We start from the raw sequence: 20,685 nt of genomic DNA on the forward strand, positions 1-20,685 counted from the left end.
TTCTACAATTGGTTCTACAATTGGTTCTACAATTGGTTCTACAATTGGTTCTACAATTGGTTCTTCTTCAACGTCATGTCTGTCCGCTAAATTATGCGAATCAAGATTTAAATATGCAGAGCTATTGACAGTATCTTTTGATAAATAAGATTCTGCTTCATTTAACTGTTGTTTATTTTTTACTGGCGTTTCGCTATCAACAGCAGCAATTTGGTCGATACGGTAAGACTGCAATTCATGCGTAGCAGCAACAATAGTTTCATTAGCAGCTAAAGAAGTTGGATTATTAATAGCTGGCGTAACTGACGTTACCAACATCTCATCAACTGGCAATGGACGGAACGCTAACAGACGTAAAATGCACATCTCCAGCGCCTGCATCGGCGTACTAGCAAGCTTAATGCCTTCGCGCGCTTGCACCACAATCTCATAATACAATTGCAAGACATCAGGGCTGATATGCTGAGCCAACACCGTTATCGCTTGCGCCTGTGCTTCATTCACATTCAACGCGACTTCAGGTAGCAGCTGAGTTAATGCCAGTTGATGAAGCAATTCTGCTAGTCCATCAAACATACTGGTGGCATCGACCATTTGGGCGCGCATCTGCTCAATATGCATGGCAACAGAAGACTTATCATGATTATAAATATCATTAATTAAACGTACTAAGTCAGCAGCATCAATCAAACCAAGCATTTCATTGACAGTCACATCATCAAGCGCGCCTTGCCCAAAGGCAATCGCTTGATCCGTCAATGATAGCGCATCCCGTACTGAGCCTTTAGCCGCACTTGCCAGCTGCCATAATGCTGGTTGAGTGTAGCTCACGTGCTCTTGGGTTAATACATTTGCTAAATGCTCACTAAGCAAGGTTTGTGACAATGGACGTAGAACGAATTGCAGGCAGCGTGAAATAATAGTTATCGGCAGCTTTTGCGGATCAGTAGTCGCCAGCAAAAACTTCACATGCTCAGGTGGTTCTTCTAAAGTTTTGAGCAGCGCATTAAAGCTGTGCGTCGATAGCATATGCACTTCATCAATAAGGTACACTTTATAGCGACCTTGGCTCGGCGCATATGGCACATTATCAAGCAGCTCTCGGGTATCTTCAACTTTAGTACGCGAGGCGGCATCAATCTCAATCAGGTCAATAAAGCGCCCTTGGTCAATCGCCACGCAGTTATCACACACGCCACACGGGGTGCTCGTTACACCCATATCGCAATTCAAACATTTGGCTAAAATACGGGCAATAGTCGTTTTACCCACGCCGCGCGTACCGGTAAATAGATAAGCATGATGCAAACGATTATAATCAATGGCATTAATTAGTGCTTGCGACACATGATTTTGCCCAATCAACTCATGGAAGTTTTTGGGGCGATATTTGCGCGCTAAGACTTGATATTGCTGAGTCATATCTATCCATTTTGCCAAGTGACTGGTTCGATTTAATTGTTTTATTTAATGTTTCTATTTAAAGGTAACAAGTCAATAAAAGTGCTATTTAAAGAGCTATTTTGCTGTGTTTATTATAGCAAAAAGCCAGCGCATTCGTCTGGCTTCTTGCTATGGTAATCTCTGTTTGCGCACTACTAATTTGAATTAATAGCTACCCCGTAAATAGCAACTTACTAATCCATTTTACGGCGCATATGTGGGAATAAAATCACGTCACGAATACTTGCTGAATCGGTAAATAGCATTACTAAACGGTCAATACCAATACCCTCACCTGCCGTTGGCGGTAAGCCATAAGCTAATGCTTCGATATAATCGGCATCAAAATGCATCGCTTCATCATCACCAGCATCTTTTTCAGCAACTTGTCCACGGAAACGTTCAGCTTGGTCAGCAGGATCATTTAATTCACTAAAACCATTTGCCAATTCGCGACCACCAACGAACAGCTCAAAACGATCGGTAATCTCAGGATTGTCATCGCTGCGGCGTGCTAGCGGAGAAGTTTCAGCCGGATATTCAGTGATAAAGGTTGGCTGACGCAATTGATGTTCAGCGGTTTCTTCAAAGACGATGGTTTTTAATTTACCCACACCAAAGACATCTTTGACTTGCTGCTTTAAAGTGTTCGCGACATAATCCGCTAGATACTCACGATCATCAATACGCGTCATATCAAAGCCTTCCGCATATTGGGCAATTGCATCAGACATAGACAGACGGGCAAATGGGGCTTTTAAACTAATAGCCTCTTCTTGATAAGTAATCTCAGTGCTACCCAAAATATTATTAGCTAGCTCTGCAAACATACGCTCAGTCAAGTCCATCAAATCATGATAATCAGCATAGGCTTGATAGAACTCAATCATCGTAAATTCAGGATTGTGACGGGTTGACACGCCCTCATTACGAAAACTACGGTTAATCTCAAATACTTTTTCAAAGCCGCCAATTACTAAACGCTTTAAATATAACTCAGGCGCGATACGCAAATATAATGGCATATCAAGCGCATTATGATGCGTCTCAAACGGACGAGCTACCGCACCACCTGGAATCGGATGCATCATCGGCGTCTCAACTTCCATAAAGCGCTCGTTCAACATAAACTGACGGATACCACTAATAACTTGGCTACGAATCATAAAGGCATCACGCGTTGCCTCATTGGTCATCAAATCAAGATGACGATTGCGATAACGGGCTTCAACATCCGCTAAACCATGAAACTTATTTGGCATCGGACGCAGCGACTTAGTCAGCAAACTAATCTCTTCGATATGTACATATAGATCACCTTTTCCCGAGCGACCGATATAACCTGAGACGCCAACGATATCGCCTAAATCTAACGACTTGATACCAGCCAGCGTCTCTTCACTAAGCTCTTTACGTGCCACATATAACTGAATACGACCAGTCATATCCTGAATAACAATAAACGCGCCACGGTTCAGCATCACACGACCAGCAACGTTTACCTGAGTTTTCTCACCTTTAGCGTCATTACCGGCAATGTCTTGCTTTGAGAGTCCGTCAAAGGCAGTTTGCAAGTCTTGAGCGTAATCGGTGCGTTTAAATTGATTCGGATACGGCTGCTTACCTGAAGCCTTTATCTCGTCTAGCTTGGATTGCAACTGAGCGATCAATTCATTAGCGTCTTCTACCGCTGGGACTGGGTCTTGATTTTTTTGCTTTGACATAACACTCTCAAAATTGTTGAATAATTAGAGGAATAATAAAAAGGGTAAATAAATCTAATAAATTAGCAATACATTAGAAAACAAATAGATTAGAAAATAATTTTTATGACTAATCGACGCAAATTGCAGGTTGCGTAATACCTTTTTTAATCAATTGACGACAGCCAAAGGGGCTGCTATCAGTGGTACATTGCCCGACCTGATTGGGTAATCCAGGAGCAATAAATTCTCCCTTATTCTCACAAGTTCCCTGACAGTCAGCACTATCTTGGCAGGATTTTCCCGCATCTGCATACGATATTATGCATTGATGACACTGTTGACGACCGACTTTCGTGATTGTACCCTCATTCGCGGTACAAGCTTGCACAATATCGGCAGGCGGATACACACAGCCCTGATACGCTAACGGGTCAACGGTAGTGGTCGGTTTAGGGGTATTCTTAGTGACATCAACCGCAGTTACCGGCGTTTGGGTCTGCACTGTTGAGGATGGCGTTATCCCACATGCAGACAAACAAAAGACCATAAACATTGAAATGGCAATTTTTGAGCTATGATTTACCATTAATTTTAAAGATACGTCATTATTAATTTTTATCATAATCACCGCTACCTTTTAATTACATGGCTTCTGCATAATCATTAAATAGTTACTGATTATGTTATTCGCTGCCGCCACCAATACTCGCCATTAAGTCTGCTTGATGCTCACGTAACAATGCATCAAGTAACTCATCCATATCGCCTTCCATAATCGCATCAAGCTTATAGAGCGTCAGATTAATACGGTGATCCGTCATACGACCTTGCGGGAAATTGTAAGTACGAATACGCTCTGAACGGTCACCGCTACCGACCAAATTACGACGTATCGTATCGGCAGCATCAACTTGTGCTTGCACTTTAACTTGCTGAATTCTTGAAATCAGCATTTTCATGGCTTGCGCACGGTTTTTATGTTGACTACGTTCTTGCTGACACTCTACCACGGTTCCTGTCGGTATGTGAGTCAAGCGCACGGCAGAATCTGTGGTGTTAACGTGCTGACCGCCCGCGCCACTTGAGCGAAAGGTATCCATTTTTAGATCCGCAGGATTAATATCAACCGTATCATCAATCTCAACTTCCGGCATCACTGCAACGGTACAAGCTGAAGTATGTACGCGACCTTGGCTTTCGGTTTCAGGCACACGCTGCACACGGTGCACACCCGATTCGAACTTTAGCCGGCCATAAACGCTGTTGCCAGAGACACGGGTAATAATCTCTTTATAACCGCCATGCTCGCCTTCATTAGCTGACAATACTTCCAGAGTCCAGCCTTGCGTCTGCGCATATTTTTGGTACATTCGGAACAAGTCACCAGAGAATATCGCTGCTTCATCGCCACCCGTACCAGCACGAATTTCTAAAAACGCAGGGACTTTATCGTTCGGATCTTTTGGCAGCATCATGACGTTCAATGCTTCTTCCATGTCTATAATAGCATTGCGCGCATCATCAATTTCATCCTGCATCATCTCTTTCATGTCAGGATCTGATGCATCAGTTAACATCGTTTCGGCATCGGCTTGGTCGCGTTCTGCGCGTCCATAATTCAACCATAAAGTGGTGATATCCATCAAGTCGCTGTGCTCAACCGATAACTCGCGAAATTTATTATTATCGCTGATGACACCAGGATCGGATAACAAGGCGGTCACCTCTTCATAACGATCCACCATCTGGTCTAAACGTAGGCGCAAGGATTCTTTCATAACGTAACTTTATCTAAATGAGGGAAATAAGACCGCGATTATAGCAAATTTTTGCGGTGAAATTAAAACCACTGCGTAAACTTACGGCTTATCTCATCAAAAATCTATAAATAAACATAATTAGCGAAGTTTAAAGCAAAAAAATAGCCAAGCGTGGGCTAGGCTATTTTTTAAATAAGGACGAATCTAATTATAGTATTAAGTGACTGGTTAAACTTTACGCACCAATACCGAGCCAATCGAATAACCCGCCCCAAATGAGCAAATCACGCCCAAGTCGCCAGATTTTAGGGAATCTTTATAACGATGGAACACAATCATCGGACTGGCTGAGCTGGTATTGGCAAATTCTGCAATGACGCTTGGGGCAATGGCTTTATCGGCGTCTTTACCCACGACCGTTCGTAGTATCAAATCAATCATATTGGCATTGGCTTGATGCAACCACATCATTTTGATCTCATCGGCTTGCAAGTCATTAGCTTGTAAGTGTTCGGTGATGATTTCAGACACCTTTGGACAGACTTCGCGGAATACTTTGCGACCATTTTGTAAGAACAATTTATTCGTGACCGGCTCTTTAATATCAGGATACATCCCAGTGCCTGCAGCTAAGTATTCTGAGCGATCCATAAAGCCATATTCGTTTTTGATGTTGGTTGAAAACTGAGTAAATAGCTTGGCATTCAACACCTCATAACCTTTTGGCGTATCCAAATCTTCTATAATACAAGCAGTTGCCACGTCACCAAAGATAAAGTGGCTATCACGGTTGCGCCAGTTTAGGTGCGCTGAGGTAATCTCAACATTGACCATTGCCACCCGTTTCGCCAGACCTGATACAATCAGTCCATGCGCTTGTGCGATGCCAAAAGTTGCTGCACTACACGCCACATTCATATCAAAAGCAAAGCCGCCAACCATACCAATGCCATTTTGAATCTCAATGGATAACGCAGGATACGTACGCGGAAAGTTTGAACAAGCAAGGATAATACCGTCCAAATCATTTGGCTCTAAACCAGCATCTTTTAACGCCGCTAATAGCGCTGCTGTACCCATCTCTGCCATTACGGACAATTCTTTATCCATATCGCGATGCGCAATGACCGGTGCCATAATTTCAGGGTTTAAAATACCTTCTTTTTCCATCACATAACGTGACTTAATACCGGATACCTTTTCGATAAATTCTGCAGAAGAATGTTGTAGCGCAGGGATGGCTTCGCTGGCTATCTCCTCAGCATGCTGCTCATTATAATTATCCACGTACTGGTTAAATGAGGTTACCAGCTCTTCATTACTGATGCTATATGGAGGAATGTATAAGCCAGTGCCGGTGATACAAGTCGTCATGATAAGCTTCCTTGTCTACTACTAATCGCTTAAATATAAGCATAAAGGTGAGAAAAAATAGCATAAGGCTATTTTTAATGAATATTAGTTCGGTGAATAACTGTAAACTTAAAATCGATATCTTTATTATGCCTGAATAATATTATATTTCTAATCGTTTGTTACAAATAATCCGTTTCGCGCAGTGAACCAGCAAAGACTGTCTTTATTACGCCAAACCTAAGTATAATTGGCTATGATTAAAATACCCACTTTTATTAAAAGTAAAACTAAGGACAGACAGTGATCGCACTTTTTGACTGGCTATTCGGTCAGTATGCCGACTACTCCACCCTATTTATTGGGCTTGAATTAATCGCCGTGATATTTGGGGTTGCAAGCGTATTACTTGCCAGCAAAACCAATATTTTAGTCTTTCCTATTGGACTTGTTAGCACCGCCATTTTTGTGTACCTATTATGGAAGTGGCAGTTATTTGGCGATATGTTTATCAATGCCTACTATACTGCCATGAGTCTATATGGCTGGGTAAATTGGTCGAAAAATAAAGTAAGTACGGGTCAGGTTAATGATGGTAATGCAAGTCGAGACAGACAGCAGCCAAACGACTTGGCTATCGAGCATATTCAGTCAAGCGATATACCCATTATGGCAGTACTAGCAACAATGACTGTCGCATTTGTAGCGCTGATTTATTACTTCCGTCCTGTTATTAACAATAACTTTAGCTTTGATGGCGCGATACTCGGTTTGCATTTATTTACATGGGTCGATTATACCGATATGTTGACGACCGCACTATTCTTGATGGCGATGTGGCTGATGGCCAGCCGTAAAATCGAACATTGGCTATTATGGATCGTGGCTGATGCCATCTCAGTGCCGCTGTACTTTCATAAAGGTCTGACCTTCACCGCACTACAGTACGTGGTGTTTACCTTCATTGCAATCTGGGCATATTATGAATGGCAACGACGTTATCGCGTTCAATTTAACGCAGCATACGCCTAAATCAGTTATCAATGTTGCAATTTTGGGCGCAGAAAGTACCGGGAAAACTACCTTATGTCGCGACTTAGCCGCGCATTTTGGTAGTCCTTGGGTGCCAGAATATATGCGCACTTATTTGCAAGATAAATGGGATAGTGAGCAAAAAACCTGCACGTGGGAAGACTTGTTACCGATAGCGCAAGGTCAAATAGCGCTAGAAAACAAGCTCGCTTTACAAGCTGAGCAACGGACAAGTGGCTTTCTGTTTTGTGACACAAGTCTATTTGAGCTGATGATTTATGCCTATTGGTATTATGATGACTGCCCAGATGCGCTGACGAAAGCTGCTTTAGCACATCATTACGATTTAATTTTACTCACCGAAGTCGATATCCCGTGGGTCGCTGACGATTTACGAGACAGTCCGCATGAACGTGAAGACATAAGCGCGCGGTTTGCCGCCGAACTGACTCGTCATCATAAATCGTTTCTGCGGATTGGCGGCGATAAAAATGAGCGCGTTCAGCAAGTAGTGAACTGGCTTGAGGCATATAAATAGCAAACGTTAAAAATTACGGATAAATCAATATCTTACTACAACGATTAAGGAAGATTTATGGAATCTCTTTATAAATTACCTATCACCCTATTATCACTGACAATGTGTGTCGGTATTGTCTCTTGTGAATCTGGCTTCTCTTCTCATTCTATTGCTCAGACGGAGACAATCTCAAATTATCCCGTTCCTATTTCGATTAATGTGCCAACTGATTCCGCTAATAATAAGAATATCCCTGCTACTAATGGCAATGAGGTAACCACCAAAGCGCCTTGGTCTAATCCTACTATTACTAATAGTGAAACTGATGCAGTTTACCAGCAAGAATGGCTAAAAGCTGAGAGTAAACTACTATGTCCGATTCTAGCGTTGCCAAGGAAAGCGTCCGCGCACCTCACTGGGCATAGCGTTCGACGCGCTAATTTCTCTGGCGGTTGGGGCGTCGCGTATGATTTGCCAAAACTACGTAGTGCCTATGGGGTTGCCAATGCAGGTACGGCAGATCCTAAAGACGCGTTTAATAACTGGCCCTATAACATTACTTATAAAGACGGTAGCATATTAAGCTATGGTCATGAAGGGGGTGACCCTTCAGGGAAATGGCTAGCGTATATTTTTATACCTCAAAATAAATGTTTTTATAATGTCTGGAGTGCTCAAGGTAAGGTACATTTAGAGCAAATTATTGCAGATTTACGAATAGTGAATTCTTGATAGAGATTTGTTAATGAACAGGGATAAAAGAAGCTCTAGGTTTTGATAGCGATGCGCCCTTATTACAAAACTTAGACATTATTAGGGATAACTTTTGAAAGTTACGTTGTATACGGTTATTGCTCTCATTGCATTTGCCGCGAACTCGCTGTTTTGTAGAATGGCGTTAGCAGAAGACTATATTGACCCTTGGAATTTCACGGTCATTCGTCTGCTAAGTGCTGCGCTCTGTCTTAGTATTATCATGACAATTTATACTTATAATCTAAAACGTAAGAGTGACTTTAACCAAGCGGCTAATAGTGCCATTTTAGGCGACAAAGGTAGTTGGATAAGTAGTATAAGCCTATTGATTTACACGCTATGTTTTTCGATTGCCTACGTAAAGCTAGATACGGGCACTGGGGCGCTCATTTTATTTTCAGCCGTGCAACTGACTATGATAGGTTGGGGTATTTATAAAGAAGAGCGCTTAAGTGTCTTACAATGGGCAGCTTTTATAGTGGCAGTGATCGGTTTTGTGTATTTAATGTTGCCGTCAGCGGCTTTGCCCTCTCCAATCAGCGCATTGCTGATGGCAGTTAGTGGTACAGCGTGGGGCATCTATAGCATTCGCGGCAAAGCCTGTATCTCACCACTGCGAACGACAGGTTGTAACTTTATCAGAAGCCTAATCGCCATTCCAATACTGTTATTAGTAGGTATGAGTAATATAAAAAATATCAGCATTGAGGGCATATTATTAGCTTGTGCTTCAGGAGCAATAGCATCTGGCATTGGGTACAGCATTTGGTATATGGCAATACCACTATTGAAAAGTACACAAGGAGCGGTTGTGCAGCTCTGTGTACCGGTACTTGCTGCTTTTGCAGGCATGCTATTTTTAGCTGAGCCGCTGACAGTACGATTTATGGTGGTAAGTACGATAATTTTGGGTGCGGTGTTGGTATTTATTTTGGGTAAGGATAAGGTCAAAGAAGCATAGTAATATAGAATACATTTTACCTAGGCTATTCTTTAACACCAACAAACTGAACGACTGCGCTCAAACCATGATGGTACATTCCTTCTGAAATGCTTCGATGTTTCTCAATAGCGACTACTTTTTTAAGCGCTGCAAGTTCTGGCTGTAGTTTTTGTAATGACATAAACAGCTCTTGTTGCGTTGAAGGTGGTCCACCGACGCTTTCCATAGTAGTTTGCTCATAAGTATAGGCTTCTAGGATAAATACCCCGTTCTGCGTTAGCGCTGGCGCAATCTGTGTATGAAGACGTTGGCGTATGGCCTCTGGCAGATGCGCCCAAACAGAGACTATACCATCCCACCTCTCTATACCTAACGCATAATCAGCCAAATCTGCAACCTGAGTGGTTATCATAACGCCTTTGTCTTTGGCTAATTTTAGTGCTTTATTTAAGCCCACTTCAGACAAATCCATTGCCGTGACCTGGTAACCGTTTTGAGCTAAGAATACTGCGTTACGTCCCTCGCCTTCAGCAATACACAGCACACGCCCGCCTTTTGGTATTCTATGAAATTCTTCCTTTAGGAAGTCATTGGCTTCTGTGCCATAAGCAAAACCAGCTTCACTGTAGCGTTCATCCCACATGTTATTTCCCTTATAGCAGTTAAGTTCTAATGATTAGAGTGGCTCAAGTGTAGAGTAGTAGAGCATATATTTTCCATTAACATATAGCTCACCCACTTTACTACTAATTAAACAGCCTTAACCTTAACTCATCTTATCCCAAATTTTACTCAGACGCTTCGGCGACACTGCCATGCGCGTTTTCATTGGCTGAGCAAACAATTGAATACGATACTCTTCCACCATCCAGCGATACTCACTAATTTTCTCGCTATCTGCACGACCAGATAAACGCTCCATATGTAAATCGAGCGCATAAACCCCGTCTAAATCCGCCTCAATATTGTGCTCAAGGCGCTCAAGGCGAATCTCAAGCGCTTCTAAATAACGTGGATACTGCTGCCAATGACTATAATCCATCCGATAAACAAAGTCGGCAAGATGCAAGTCTTCCAACTGGTCTTCGATGTCGTCAATTGATTCGCCAAAGATTTCACGATCCATCATTAACAGCCCTTGGCGAATACGTTGCCAGCGCGTATAGACAGTTTTAAGGGTCTTAATGACCGCTTGTCCGGTTAATAAGAAATTGCTAATGACCACTTCAGCCGTTTTTTGGTATTCTTCTAGCGTAAATGGTAGCTCTTCTGACAAGCCTACAGCAATGTTATCGGCGCTTTCTGGTAAATCAGCACTGTGATCAAACAGCACATAATGCTCTTCAATTGCGGCATCTAACGCAGCATCAATAACGATGGTTTTGAGTTTTTCCATATCGCCAAGCGGTGCAAATGCTAGCTTAAATACAGCGTCAACTTGACTGGTTAACTGTTTTTTCTTAGCGCCCAGCTGTTTTTTAATGAGCGTTAAGACGCCAATACGGTGCGCTTGTAGGGCAGCATTCACGTCAGTATATTGATGGATTGATACTGCCTCGCCAGATTTATCCGTTACCAAAGCGGCAAACTGCTTCATCACCACGCCGGCGCTATGATGACTTTTACTAAATTTAAAATGTTCAGGAAAATTAGTATGCGCGCCTTGTTGCTCATTCACCGCTTGGCGAGTTTCACTGGCATGGCGTATTTGTAAGGTTTGTAGGTCACGACCTTTTTCGATAATGCGATTTTTATCATCAACCACACAGATTTGCGGTTGTAGATAGCGGTCAATGGTGGACGGATTAAAGCTATCGGGCGTCACCGACATAATCCCTCGACGATGTAGCGCTTGGCATAATTGTTTAAGCAATCCTTGCGATTGCGCTGGTTGTAGCTCATCAAATAAGCTGTCAGCAGTATCAGGAATCGGTACGATTTGGCGGCGAATCTCTTTTGGTAACGATTTGAGCAGCTGCAATACCAGCTCAAAGCGCCAACCGGGCACTCCCCATAGTAACTCAATCGCATCCAGCTGCGGCAGTGCCACTAATGGCACCCGAATAGTAACCCCATCATCATCACTGGCCGGATCGAAGATATAACGTAGCGGCAATTTCAAATCGCCTAACTTCCAAACTTCGGGGAAGTCGCCTGTGGTTGGCGCTTGGCTATTTAAAACATCGTCATCAGTGAAGAATAAATGCCTAGTGTCTGTTTTTTCTACTTCGGCACGCCAATCTTCAAAGGCTTTGCGACTGGCAATATGTTCAGGGATTTTTTTATCGTAAAACTGATACAGCGACTCTTCATCGACCAATAAATCACGTCGGCGCAATTTGTCTTCAATACGCTCAATATCAGCAATTTTATCCAGATTATGCTGTAAAAATGGTGCCGCGCGACCCAAGTTACCCGTGACCAGACCATCACGAATAAATATCTCGCGTGATTCAATCAAATTGACTTGTTCATAGTTGGTCAGCTGCTTACCAATGATAATCAGCCCAAATAAGCTAATCTGTGCATAAGCTTTGACGCGACCGGTTTTTTTCGACCAGTGCGGCTCAAAGTAATGGTATTTTAATAAGTTACCAGCAGCTGAAATAATCCATTCCGGCTCAATTTTGGCAACCGTGCGCATAAAGACCTGCGACGTCTCCACCATCTCAAACGCCATCACCCAAGGCGGTATTTGCTTAAATACCGTACTAGCGGGGAAGATTTTGGTTTTTTGCTGACGTGCTGCTAGATATTCGCCACGATTTTCGGTTTTATGGGCAATAATAGATAATAAGCCTGTTAATAATGCGCGGTGCAAATTGGCATATTTAACCGCTTTTAGCGCTTCATCATTAACGCCCGTTGGATCACTATTGGCTAATTCATCATTTTTAGCACTGTTTTTAGCATCAGCCTTGCCATTAGATATCTCATTAGTCAGCTTAAGCTCAGTGACCATTTGTACCAGCTGCTTATGGGTTTGATGCCATTCGCGCACGCGTGGAAAGCTAAGATAGTTCTTTTTAGTAAACTGTTTACGCTGATTTCCCGATAGCTTATTACCATCCTCATCTTTTTCGAACAGCGCTTTCCAAAGACTCAAATAAAATAAGAAATCGGAATCATCTTGACGAAATTCGGCATGTTTTTGATCCGCTTGCGTGCGCTTATTTGCCGGACGTTCACGTGGATCTTGCACGGCAAGCGCGGCAACGACAATCAGCATTTCACGAATGCAGTCAAAATCACTACCTGCAACCAGCATACGTGCCAGCCTTGGATCGATGGGCATACGTGCCATTTGCTGCCCGATACGTGTCAGTTTTAAATGATATAAACCTTGCCGTTTTGACTTGCTGTTTGTAGTACCGGTGCTACTGACGACTTTGTCATCTTTTTCGGTAATCGCACCGAGCTCATTAAGCAGCTTATGCCCATCGGTGACTAGACGACTATCAGGTGGCTCAATAAATTCAAAGTCATCGACACTGCCTAAACGCAGGTTTGCCATCTGTAAGATAACAGATGCTAAGTTGGTACGTAGAATCTCGGGTTCCGTAAACTCAGGACGACCACTAAAGTCTTCCTCGCTATAAAGGCGAATACAAACGCCAGGCGCAATACGACCACAGCGACCTTTACGCTGATTGGCGGCAGCTTGGGCAATGGCTTCAATCGGTAAACGCTGGACGCGTGAGCGATAGGAATAGCGTGAAATACGCGCAAATCCTAAATCAATGACATAACGAATACCAGGTACGGTCAATGCAGTCTCAGCAACGTTAGTCGCGATAACAATACGGCGACCGCGACCAGACGGCTGAAAAATGCGCTGCTGCTCTTCGTAAGTTTGCCGCGCAAATAACGGCAGCACTTCAGTATGCTTGGGACCGTGCCGCTCAAGGACTTCTTGTAGCTCACGAATCTCAGCTTCGGTGGCGGCAAATATCAAGATATCGGCTTGATCGGCATGACCTTTGTTTTGCGCATCGCTAAAGCATTCCTCTACAGCAGCGACCACTGCACGCGGTAGATTTTCCTCAAAGTTATCATAGCTGTCATCATCTGAGCTGGTAACCGGCTCATCAGTCAGTGGGCGGTAACGTACTTCAACCGGAAAGCTGCGACCTTCAACATTAAAAATGGGCGCTGGTATTTTCCGTTTAAGTTTGGCATCGTAATGACTAAAGTATTCACTAAAGCGTTTAGTATCCAGTGTTGCCGAAGTAATAATAACCTTTAAATCAGGACGCTTGGGCAGTAGCTTCTTAAGATAACCCATAATAAAGTCAATATTAAGGCTACGCTCATGCGCTTCATCAATAATAATCGTATCGTATTTACTCAAAAATCGATCATGACCCAATTCAGCCAATAAGATACCATCGGTCATCAGCTTGACTACAGATTGCGCAGTCCCTTGCTCATTAAAGCGAATTTTAAAGCTGACAGTATTACCTAACTGCTCACCCAGTTCTTCCGCAATCCGGTTTGCCACGCTGCGTGCTGCAAGCCGTCGTGGTTGTGTATGCCCTATTTGACCTCGTATCCCGCGACCTGCAAGCATAGCAAGCTTCGGCAGCTGCGTCGTTTTACCTGAGCCGGTCTCGCCAGCAACGATAATCACTTGATTATCAATAATCGCTTGTATTAAATCATTTGCACGTTGGCTCACCGGCAAATCAAGATTTAACTTTTCAGGTAAATCAGCCGGAATACTGTCTATGCGCGCTTGTACCGCTTGCTGTGAGCGGGTTTTTAATTTTTCAAATTGAGCGTGCTTTTTCTCTAAGCTTTCACTGTGTTTGCTATTTGAATTAGACTCACTATTAGATGCAGAGCTTTTAGACGATTTGGCACGCGCCAGTTCACGTTCAAGGCGGCTGAGATAATACTCATCTTTGGCAAGTACAGGTAAATCAGCAGTAGAAATAGCGTTTTGAGCTACTGTATCTGCTCGATGTTTATTATTCGCATCAGCGCTTAAACTTTCTGTTTGGGCAAGATGGGCGTTTTCTTGAATATTTTGCAGAGTATTAGGCATATTTGCTTAGGCTATTTATTGTTTAAAAGTAGTTAGATTATGGGGTTAATTAGAGTGTGATTCAAGCTAGGAATATGTTGATAAGAATTACATTGGCGATAATTAATATTTTTACTTAAATGCATACTATAAATTTAATTCTAGTAATTTCGATAAAAATCGTTAGAATCACCTACAACCTAAGAGGCTCAATTTACAATACAACTTTAGATTAAGGAAAATCTATGTCAATTTGGTCATGTACAAAAATTACTATTTTACCAATATTAGCAATTTCGCTGACGGGTTGCCTAAGTAGTCAATCCTATCAACCCTCCGCTAATGCTCAGACTGCAAAAATGAGTTACGATATTGACACTTCAAGTTTTTATAGCCCTAATCGCTTCATAGATCGAGGCTTTATTGAGCGTATAGATATCCAACTCAAACACAGTCGTGTGGGTACGCCAGATACTATAAACATGGAACTTAAAGACCTAGGTAGTTTCAGACCGATTAATATAATTGAGGCTAATAAACCTTTAACGTTTACTTATGAACATAAAGTAGTAAAAGGACTAGGAGACTGGCCATTGTTATGCGTTGTTGCTGTAAATGCAACCCTAACACCAAATGGAAATTACGTATTAAAGGGCAAGACAACAACTGAAAAATTTAGAAGTAAAACTAATTTTATGGGTGAAAAAATAGAAGCCGAAGATACCAGTTGTCAAGTTCAAATTATTGATACTCAATCTAATAAAGTTATAGGGGAAGGACGTACGCATAAATTTGAAAAAATGATCCCAATCTATAATCGATTTTAAATACTTTGTTCATAATGGATAGAAATAACAATATTTACTTAGGCTATCTATTGTTTCAAAGTAGTTAGATTATGGGGTTAATTGAAGCGTGATTAAAGTTGCCGTTTTTTAATTCAACCTTTACGCTTAAAATATAAAACTTATAAAGTCAAAATAAAAAATCCTAAGCCACCGCTTAATAAATGCAAGCGATGCTTAGGATTTATCTATATTTATACAAGAAACACTCATGTCATGAGTACTTTAAGCAGCACTCAACCGATTATAACGATTCACTCCAGCAACAATCGTCTGCTGAATTACCCTATCGTCACCTAGCATCATTAACACAAACAGCTGCTCATCAAGTGTCTTAGTCTGTGCCATTCGGCGTTCTAGTAGCGGGGTTGCCGCCATATCAATGGCCACAAAATCTGCTTCTTTATTGGGCATAAAGTTACCAATTTTATCGTCTAATACCAGCGATTGGGCGTTGCCAAGTGTGATTTGATACAAACCTTGATGCGCGGATAAGGGATTACTTTGTAATTGCTGTACCTTGTACGCTTCTGACAAGGTCGTCAGCATCGATAAGCTTGTACCAGCGCCTACATCTGTGGCAATACTCACGCCGGTGTAGCTTAAGGTTTTGGGTAAATTAAACAGTCCACTGCCTAAAAATAAATTTGAGGTCGGACAATGAGCGATTTGTGTGCCCGTCTCGCGCAGCCGTTCATACTCAGCAGTCTCAAGGTGAATGCCATGCGCTAAGGTAGTACGTCGACCGAGCAATCCCATATTATCATAGACGTCTAAATAGCCTTTATGATTGGGATACAGACTGCGCACAAAAGCAATTTCATCATGATTTTCTGCCAAATGCGTTTGCATATAAACGCTGTTATAACTGGCGTATAACTCGCCCGCCATTTGTAATTGCTTAGGCGTTGAAGTGATGGCAAAGCGCGGCGTAATCGCCACATGCTGACGCCCGCGCTCATGCCATTTATCAATGATATTTTGCGTATCGCGAATGCCTTGCTCAGTTGATACACACAAATTGGCAGGCGCGTTTTGATCCATCAATACATTACCCGTAATCATACGGGTATTAAGTCGCTGACTTTCGGTAAAAAAGGCTTCCACAGATTGAGGATGGCTGGTAGAAAATACTAAAGCGCTCGTTGTTCCATTAGCAAGCAGCTGATTTAAAAAGAACTTGGCTGTGTCCTGCGCAATCTTTGGATCAGCAAAGGTTGCTTCAGTCACAAAAGTATAATTATTGAGCCAGTCAAGCAACTGTTCACCAAATGCTGCCATCATATCAATTTGCGGATAATGCACATGGGTGTCAATAAATCCGGGCATGATAAGCTTTTGGCGATAGTCATGAATCTGAACGGGTTCTAGCCCTTCTTGAGCACTGGCATAATCGGCTAGTATAGTTTCACTATTGCCGTAATCGACAATGAGACCTGTTGCATCATCGACAACTAAAGCACCGTTAGCAATATACTCAGGATATACACTCACGCCAGCAACTACAGGCATAAGCGTGACACCTTTATCAACTATTGGCATTTTTGGTAAGCGCTTATCCACATCATCTTCGGTAAGATAATGTAGCAATTGGGCTTGGTAGATATGTAGGGTCATGAATATACCTCTTAGCGCTTTAGTAATACCAAGCTTTTAAATGTTGAGTTATGAGAGTATAAATTAATTGTGCAACCACTATGCTATAGCTGACGATTGTACTGTTGTAAAATCTGAGCAGCGATGGAAACAGCAACTGCCATAGGTTCTTTACCCCCGATTGGCAACCCAATCGGCATAGTCAATTGATTGACGATTTGCGCACTGTAACCACGCTGGAGCAAACGATTTTTAAAACGCTCAGACTTAGTCGCTGAGCCAATACAACCAATATAGGGCATTGAATTTTTTAGACTGTCATTAGACAAACCAATATCGACAGCCGCTCGCACCAAATCAAAATCAAGGCTGTGGTCATGGGTCATAATGAGAATAAAACGCTGACCACCTTGTTCGTTAAATAGTTCAATAAAAGGTCGTACAAAATCAACAGGCTCATCACTAATATGCGGTCGAATATGCGCAGGAAGTTGGTAAAGAGTGGGTGTATCTAGACCATTTAAACCTTGCTGTAAACTTTCTTTTCCATGTGATTTATTGAGTAAATAAGGTTCAAACATCTCAGGACGACTGTCTACCCAATCCACTTGGCAAGGCAACTCAGAAAGTATGGTCATGAGTGCTGCTGCAACATGTCCAGCGCCAAATACTAATATCGACAGCGGCGGCGTCACATTGAAACATTCAAACATCACAGTGACACTACCACCGCAGCACTGTGCCAACTTAGCTCCCAGTGGATAATGCTTAGTATAAACAGCATCACGGCGAATCGCTTTTTTAGCTTGAAGCAATTCAGTGTTACTTTCACTATTTCTATAAGCATTTTTTGAATTTACTTTTTTATCTTTAGCTTCTTTTGATACGTTCGTTTCTATATCACCATTTAGCAATTGCCTTGCAGTCAGCATCACATCGTACTCAAGACCACCACCACCAAGGGTATCGCAGTAGCTATCAGTCGTGATGACCATTTTAGCCTGTAACGCTCTAGGCGCTGAACCATTGACCGCAACAACAGTCGCTAAAACATGCGCAATACCTTGTTGTTGGTATTGCGCTAGACCATCATACCAACGTGTGGGCGGCATTGTTGGCGACAATAAATCATTCACTGTGAGCAGGGCCTCTAGCCGTTGCTACGTTAGGGTTTTCTATTGCTTCAGGTTGATCGTCAACTAATTCTCCTTCAACCTCAGGTGGGTTAATATCTTTGGCATGACGTACTTGCTGCGGTTTGACTTTATCATCGTCAACACCACAAGCATCATCTTGAGTTAAGCTATCAATAGTATTAACATCTACTTTGGCATCGATATCCCACGCTTCGCCTTCCATGCGCATGACTGCTTTAAGCACCGCTTCTGGCGTTGCTGGCATGGTAAGCTCTGGGTTTTTCTTATAATTACCTAAACTTGCTACTGCATTATTAATCGCGCACCAAACGCTCGCTGCCAACATAAATGGTGGCTCACCAACAGCTTTAGAATTATAAATAGTCTGCTCTTCATTTTTACGATCAAAGAGTTTAACGCTCCACTGCTTCGGTAAATCGTGCGCGGTAGGAATTTTATAATTAGCAGCAGCATTGGATGCCAGCTTGCCTTGTTTATCCCATGTCAACTCTTCTGTCGTCAACCAGCCCATACCTTGAATAAAACCGCCTTCAATCTGACCGATATCAATCGCTGGATTAATCGACTGCCCAACATCATGTAAAATATCGCAGCGCAGCACTTTATATTCACCCGTTAAGGTATCAATCTCAACCTCAGAACATGCTGCCCCTAAAGCGAAATAAAAGAACGGTCGACCCCATGCTTTTGAGCGATCATAAAATATCTTTGGCGTTTTATAATAGCCCGTAGACGATAGGCTGATACGATGTTGATACGCAAGAATAATCATCTCAGCAAAGGTAAAGGTTTCCTTGTCACCAATATAAACATGATTATTCTCAAAGCGTATGGCTTCTGGCGCGACCTCAAAGTGTTCAGCAGCAAAGTCAATAATACGACTTTTAATCGTTAAACAGGCATTTTGCGCTGCCTTACCATTAATGTCCGTCCCTGATGAAGCGGCAGTTGGCGAGGTGTTAGGTACTTTATCCGTCCGTGTCGCTGATACTTTAACGGTATCTAAATCGACATCAAATTCATTGGCAACGATTTGGGCTATTTTGATATATAGCCCCTGTCCCATTTCAGTGCCGCCATGATTGACATGAATGCTGCCATCAGTATAAATATGAACCAGTGCGCCGCCTTGATTTAAAGTTTGCACAGTAAAGGAGATACCAAACTTCACTGGCGTTAACGCCAGTCCAAACCGGATATCGCTGCTGTCTTCTTCGGCTTGTTTGTTTTTCTCGGTAATTTGCTTACGGCGCTGATGATAATCACAATCATCAGCCAAATCTGCCATCAAAGTCGCTAAATCAAAATGCTCGATTGGCTGTCCATAATGGGTACTTTGACCATTTTGATAAAGGTTATTTAGTCGCACTTGTAGTGGGTCTTGCCCAAAGGTATAAGCGATATGATCCATCATATATTCAGCGGTCATCACACCTTGTGGACCACCGAAACCACGATAAGCAGTATTCGATACGGTGTGCGTTTTGCAGCGGTGACCGGCAATATTAGCGGTTGGATAATGATATGCGTTGTCGCAATGGAACATCGCTCTATCGACAATGGCATCGGACAAATCAGGTGAATAACCGCACAATCCTGCCAGCTGCATATCAACGCCTACTATTTTACCGGATGCATCAACGCCGACTTCATAACGGTTAGCAAATTCATGTCGCTTACCCGTCACCACCATATCATCTTGGCGATCTAGGCGCATACTCACTGGTATATTGTGACGCTTAGCAACGATAGCGCAAAAACACGCCCAAGCCGCCGCCTGCGTCTCTTTGCCACCAAAGCCGCCGCCCATTCTGCGCACCACAGTATTCACCGCATGAAATGGCAAGTCTGTCACTTCAGCAACCAGCTGCTGTACTTCACTTGGATGCTGCGATGAGGTATATACTTCAAGCCCACCATCGTCGCAAGGCACGACATACGACACTTGACCTTCAAGATAAAAATGTTCTTGCCCCAGCATATGAATATGCCCTGCAATACGCATGGGTGCATCTTTAAGCGCTGCTTCAGTATCGCCGCGCTGCATAAAATGACTGGGACGCACAAAATATTCCTGCTCTAATGCCTCATCGATAGAGAGCACAGTAGGTAATGGCTCATACTCCACCACTGCATTGAGCGCGGCTTTTTTTGCCGCACGGTGACTGGTGGCGACCACCAAAAATAGCGTTTGTCCAACGTATTCTGTAATTTCATCGACCATCAACGGATCGCCATCAAAGACAGGTCCGATATCAGTTTTTGCGGTTAAATCCTTAAAGGTAATGACATCAATCACGCCATCAGACGCTTTTACCGCTGATAAATCCATGCTTAAAAGGCGTGCATGCGCATGACTGCTCTTGCCAACGGCTAAATGCAAAGTACCCTGCGGCTTCAAAATGTCATCCACATATGTTGCCGTCCCCATGACATGACTAATCGCACTGTCATGCTTGGCTGAAGTACCAATCTTACTTTTGGGTGGACGCACGCGGCGGATACTGTAACTATCAAATAGGCTAGAATGATGGCTCATAGTTATTCT

15 protein-coding genes are annotated in these 20,685 nt (G+C 42.8%); 5 read left to right on the forward strand and 10 right to left on the reverse strand.

The genetic code is table 11. The features are described 5' to 3' along the window. From dnaX to H2245_RS06495, 5 genes are all read right to left on the reverse strand, one after another. On the reverse strand, positions 1–1,422 hold a 1,422-nt coding region (dnaX, locus tag H2245_RS06475), incomplete at its 3' end, for a DNA polymerase III subunit gamma/tau (RefSeq protein WP_182406590.1). Between the two features lie 215 nt (positions 1,423–1,637). Beyond that, positions 1,638–3,167: a lysine--tRNA ligase gene (gene lysS / locus H2245_RS06480; protein WP_182406591.1), complete on the reverse strand. Its 1,530-nt coding sequence runs from the start codon at positions 3,165–3,167 to the stop codon at positions 1,638–1,640. A gap of 109 nt (positions 3,168–3,276) precedes the next feature. Beyond that, positions 3,277–3,771 (reverse strand): hypothetical protein, encoded by a 495-nt coding sequence (locus tag H2245_RS06485; protein WP_259365121.1) that lies wholly within the window; start codon positions 3,769–3,771, stop codon positions 3,277–3,279. A gap of 61 nt (positions 3,772–3,832) precedes the next feature. Beyond that, positions 3,833–4,927, reverse strand: a complete 1,095-nt coding sequence (prfA, locus tag H2245_RS06490) for a peptide chain release factor 1 (protein WP_182406592.1) — start codon at positions 4,925–4,927, stop codon at positions 3,833–3,835. 210 nt (positions 4,928–5,137) lie between these two features. Continuing rightward, complete coding sequence (locus tag H2245_RS06495; RefSeq protein ID WP_182406593.1) at positions 5,138–6,283, reverse strand: beta-ketoacyl-ACP synthase III; 1,146 nt, start codon at positions 6,281–6,283, stop codon at positions 5,138–5,140. Positions 6,284–6,565: 282 nt separating this feature from the next. Between H2245_RS06495 and pnuC the strand changes: the two genes are divergently transcribed. The 4 genes from pnuC (at position 6,566) to H2245_RS06515 (ending at position 9,531) form a co-directional block, all read left to right on the forward strand. After that, entirely contained in the window at positions 6,566–7,294 is a 729-nt protein-coding gene (gene pnuC, locus H2245_RS06500; protein WP_182406594.1) for a nicotinamide riboside transporter PnuC, read from the forward strand. Further along, positions 7,245–7,832: an AAA family ATPase gene (locus H2245_RS06505; RefSeq protein ID WP_182406595.1), complete on the forward strand. Its 588-nt coding sequence runs from the start codon at positions 7,245–7,247 to the stop codon at positions 7,830–7,832. Before pnuC ends, H2245_RS06505 begins: the two co-directional genes overlap by 50 nt. Positions 7,833–7,889: 57 nt before the next feature. After that, positions 7,890–8,546 (forward strand): hypothetical protein, encoded by a 657-nt coding sequence (locus tag H2245_RS06510; protein ID WP_182406596.1) that lies wholly within the window; start codon positions 7,890–7,892, stop codon positions 8,544–8,546. A 94-nt stretch (positions 8,547–8,640) separates the two neighbouring features. Further along, complete coding sequence (locus H2245_RS06515) at positions 8,641–9,531, forward strand: DMT family transporter (protein ID WP_182406597.1); 891 nt, start codon at positions 8,641–8,643, stop codon at positions 9,529–9,531. A gap of 25 nt (positions 9,532–9,556) precedes the next feature. Here H2245_RS06515 and H2245_RS06520 read toward each other — a convergent pair whose 3' ends face one another. Further along, the gene (locus tag H2245_RS06520; protein WP_182406598.1) at positions 9,557–10,156 is read right to left on the reverse strand and encodes a bifunctional 2-polyprenyl-6-hydroxyphenol methylase/3-demethylubiquinol 3-O-methyltransferase UbiG; all 600 of its coding nucleotides are present in this window, start codon (positions 10,154–10,156) and stop codon (positions 9,557–9,559) included. Positions 10,157–10,279: 123 nt separating this feature from the next. Beyond that, on the reverse strand, positions 10,280–14,560 hold the full coding sequence (hrpA, locus tag H2245_RS06525; RefSeq protein WP_220464393.1) for an ATP-dependent RNA helicase HrpA: 4,281 nt from the start codon (positions 14,558–14,560) through the stop codon (positions 10,280–10,282). 224 nt (positions 14,561–14,784) lie between these two features. Here hrpA and H2245_RS06530 point away from each other — a divergent pair, with 224 nt between their 5' ends. After that, positions 14,785–15,366, forward strand: a complete 582-nt coding sequence (locus H2245_RS06530; RefSeq protein WP_182406599.1) for a hypothetical protein — start codon at positions 14,785–14,787, stop codon at positions 15,364–15,366. Between the two features lie 243 nt (positions 15,367–15,609). Here the strand turns inward: H2245_RS06530 and guaD are convergent, their stop codons facing one another. From guaD to xdhB, 3 genes are all read right to left on the reverse strand, one after another. Then, positions 15,610–17,001 (reverse strand): guanine deaminase, encoded by a 1,392-nt coding sequence (gene guaD, locus H2245_RS06535; protein WP_182406600.1) that lies wholly within the window; start codon positions 16,999–17,001, stop codon positions 15,610–15,612. A gap of 83 nt (positions 17,002–17,084) precedes the next feature. After that, positions 17,085–18,116 (reverse strand): XdhC family protein, encoded by a 1,032-nt coding sequence (locus H2245_RS06540; RefSeq protein ID WP_310734120.1) that lies wholly within the window; start codon positions 18,114–18,116, stop codon positions 17,085–17,087. After that, entirely contained in the window at positions 18,109–20,676 is a 2,568-nt protein-coding gene (gene xdhB / locus H2245_RS06545) for a xanthine dehydrogenase molybdopterin binding subunit (RefSeq protein ID WP_182406601.1), read from the reverse strand. Before xdhB ends, H2245_RS06540 begins: the two co-directional genes overlap by 8 nt. Positions 20,677–20,685: the final 9 nt, after the last annotated feature.

The organism is Psychrobacter sp. GP33, from assembly GCF_014119005.1.
In the GTDB taxonomy this organism is placed as follows: Bacteria; Pseudomonadota; Gammaproteobacteria; order Pseudomonadales; family Moraxellaceae; genus Psychrobacter.

Coding starts and splice junctions, on each gene's coding strand:
- lysS (WP_182406591.1), bottom strand. CDS start 3,167: ATGTCAAAGCAAAAAAATCAAGACCCAGTCCCAGCGGTAGAAGACGCT.
- H2245_RS06485 (WP_259365121.1), bottom strand. CDS start 3,771: ATGATAAAAATTAATAATGACGTATCTTTAAAATTAATGGTAAATCAT.
- prfA (WP_182406592.1), bottom strand. CDS start 4,927: ATGAAAGAATCCTTGCGCCTACGTTTAGACCAGATGGTGGATCGTTAT.
- H2245_RS06495 (WP_182406593.1), bottom strand. CDS start 6,283: ATGACGACTTGTATCACCGGCACTGGCTTATACATTCCTCCATATAGC.
- H2245_RS06505 (WP_182406595.1), top strand. CDS start 7,245: ATGAATGGCAACGACGTTATCGCGTTCAATTTAACGCAGCATACGCCT.
- H2245_RS06510 (WP_182406596.1), top strand. CDS start 7,890: ATGGAATCTCTTTATAAATTACCTATCACCCTATTATCACTGACAATG.
- H2245_RS06520 (WP_182406598.1), bottom strand. CDS start 10,156: ATGTGGGATGAACGCTACAGTGAAGCTGGTTTTGCTTATGGCACAGAA.
- hrpA (WP_220464393.1), bottom strand. CDS start 14,560: ATGCCTAATACTCTGCAAAATATTCAAGAAAACGCCCATCTTGCCCAA.
- H2245_RS06530 (WP_182406599.1), top strand. CDS start 14,785: ATGTCAATTTGGTCATGTACAAAAATTACTATTTTACCAATATTAGCA.
- guaD (WP_182406600.1), bottom strand. CDS start 17,001: ATGACCCTACATATCTACCAAGCCCAATTGCTACATTATCTTACCGAA.
- xdhB (WP_182406601.1), bottom strand. CDS start 20,676: ATGAGCCATCATTCTAGCCTATTTGATAGTTACAGTATCCGCCGCGTG.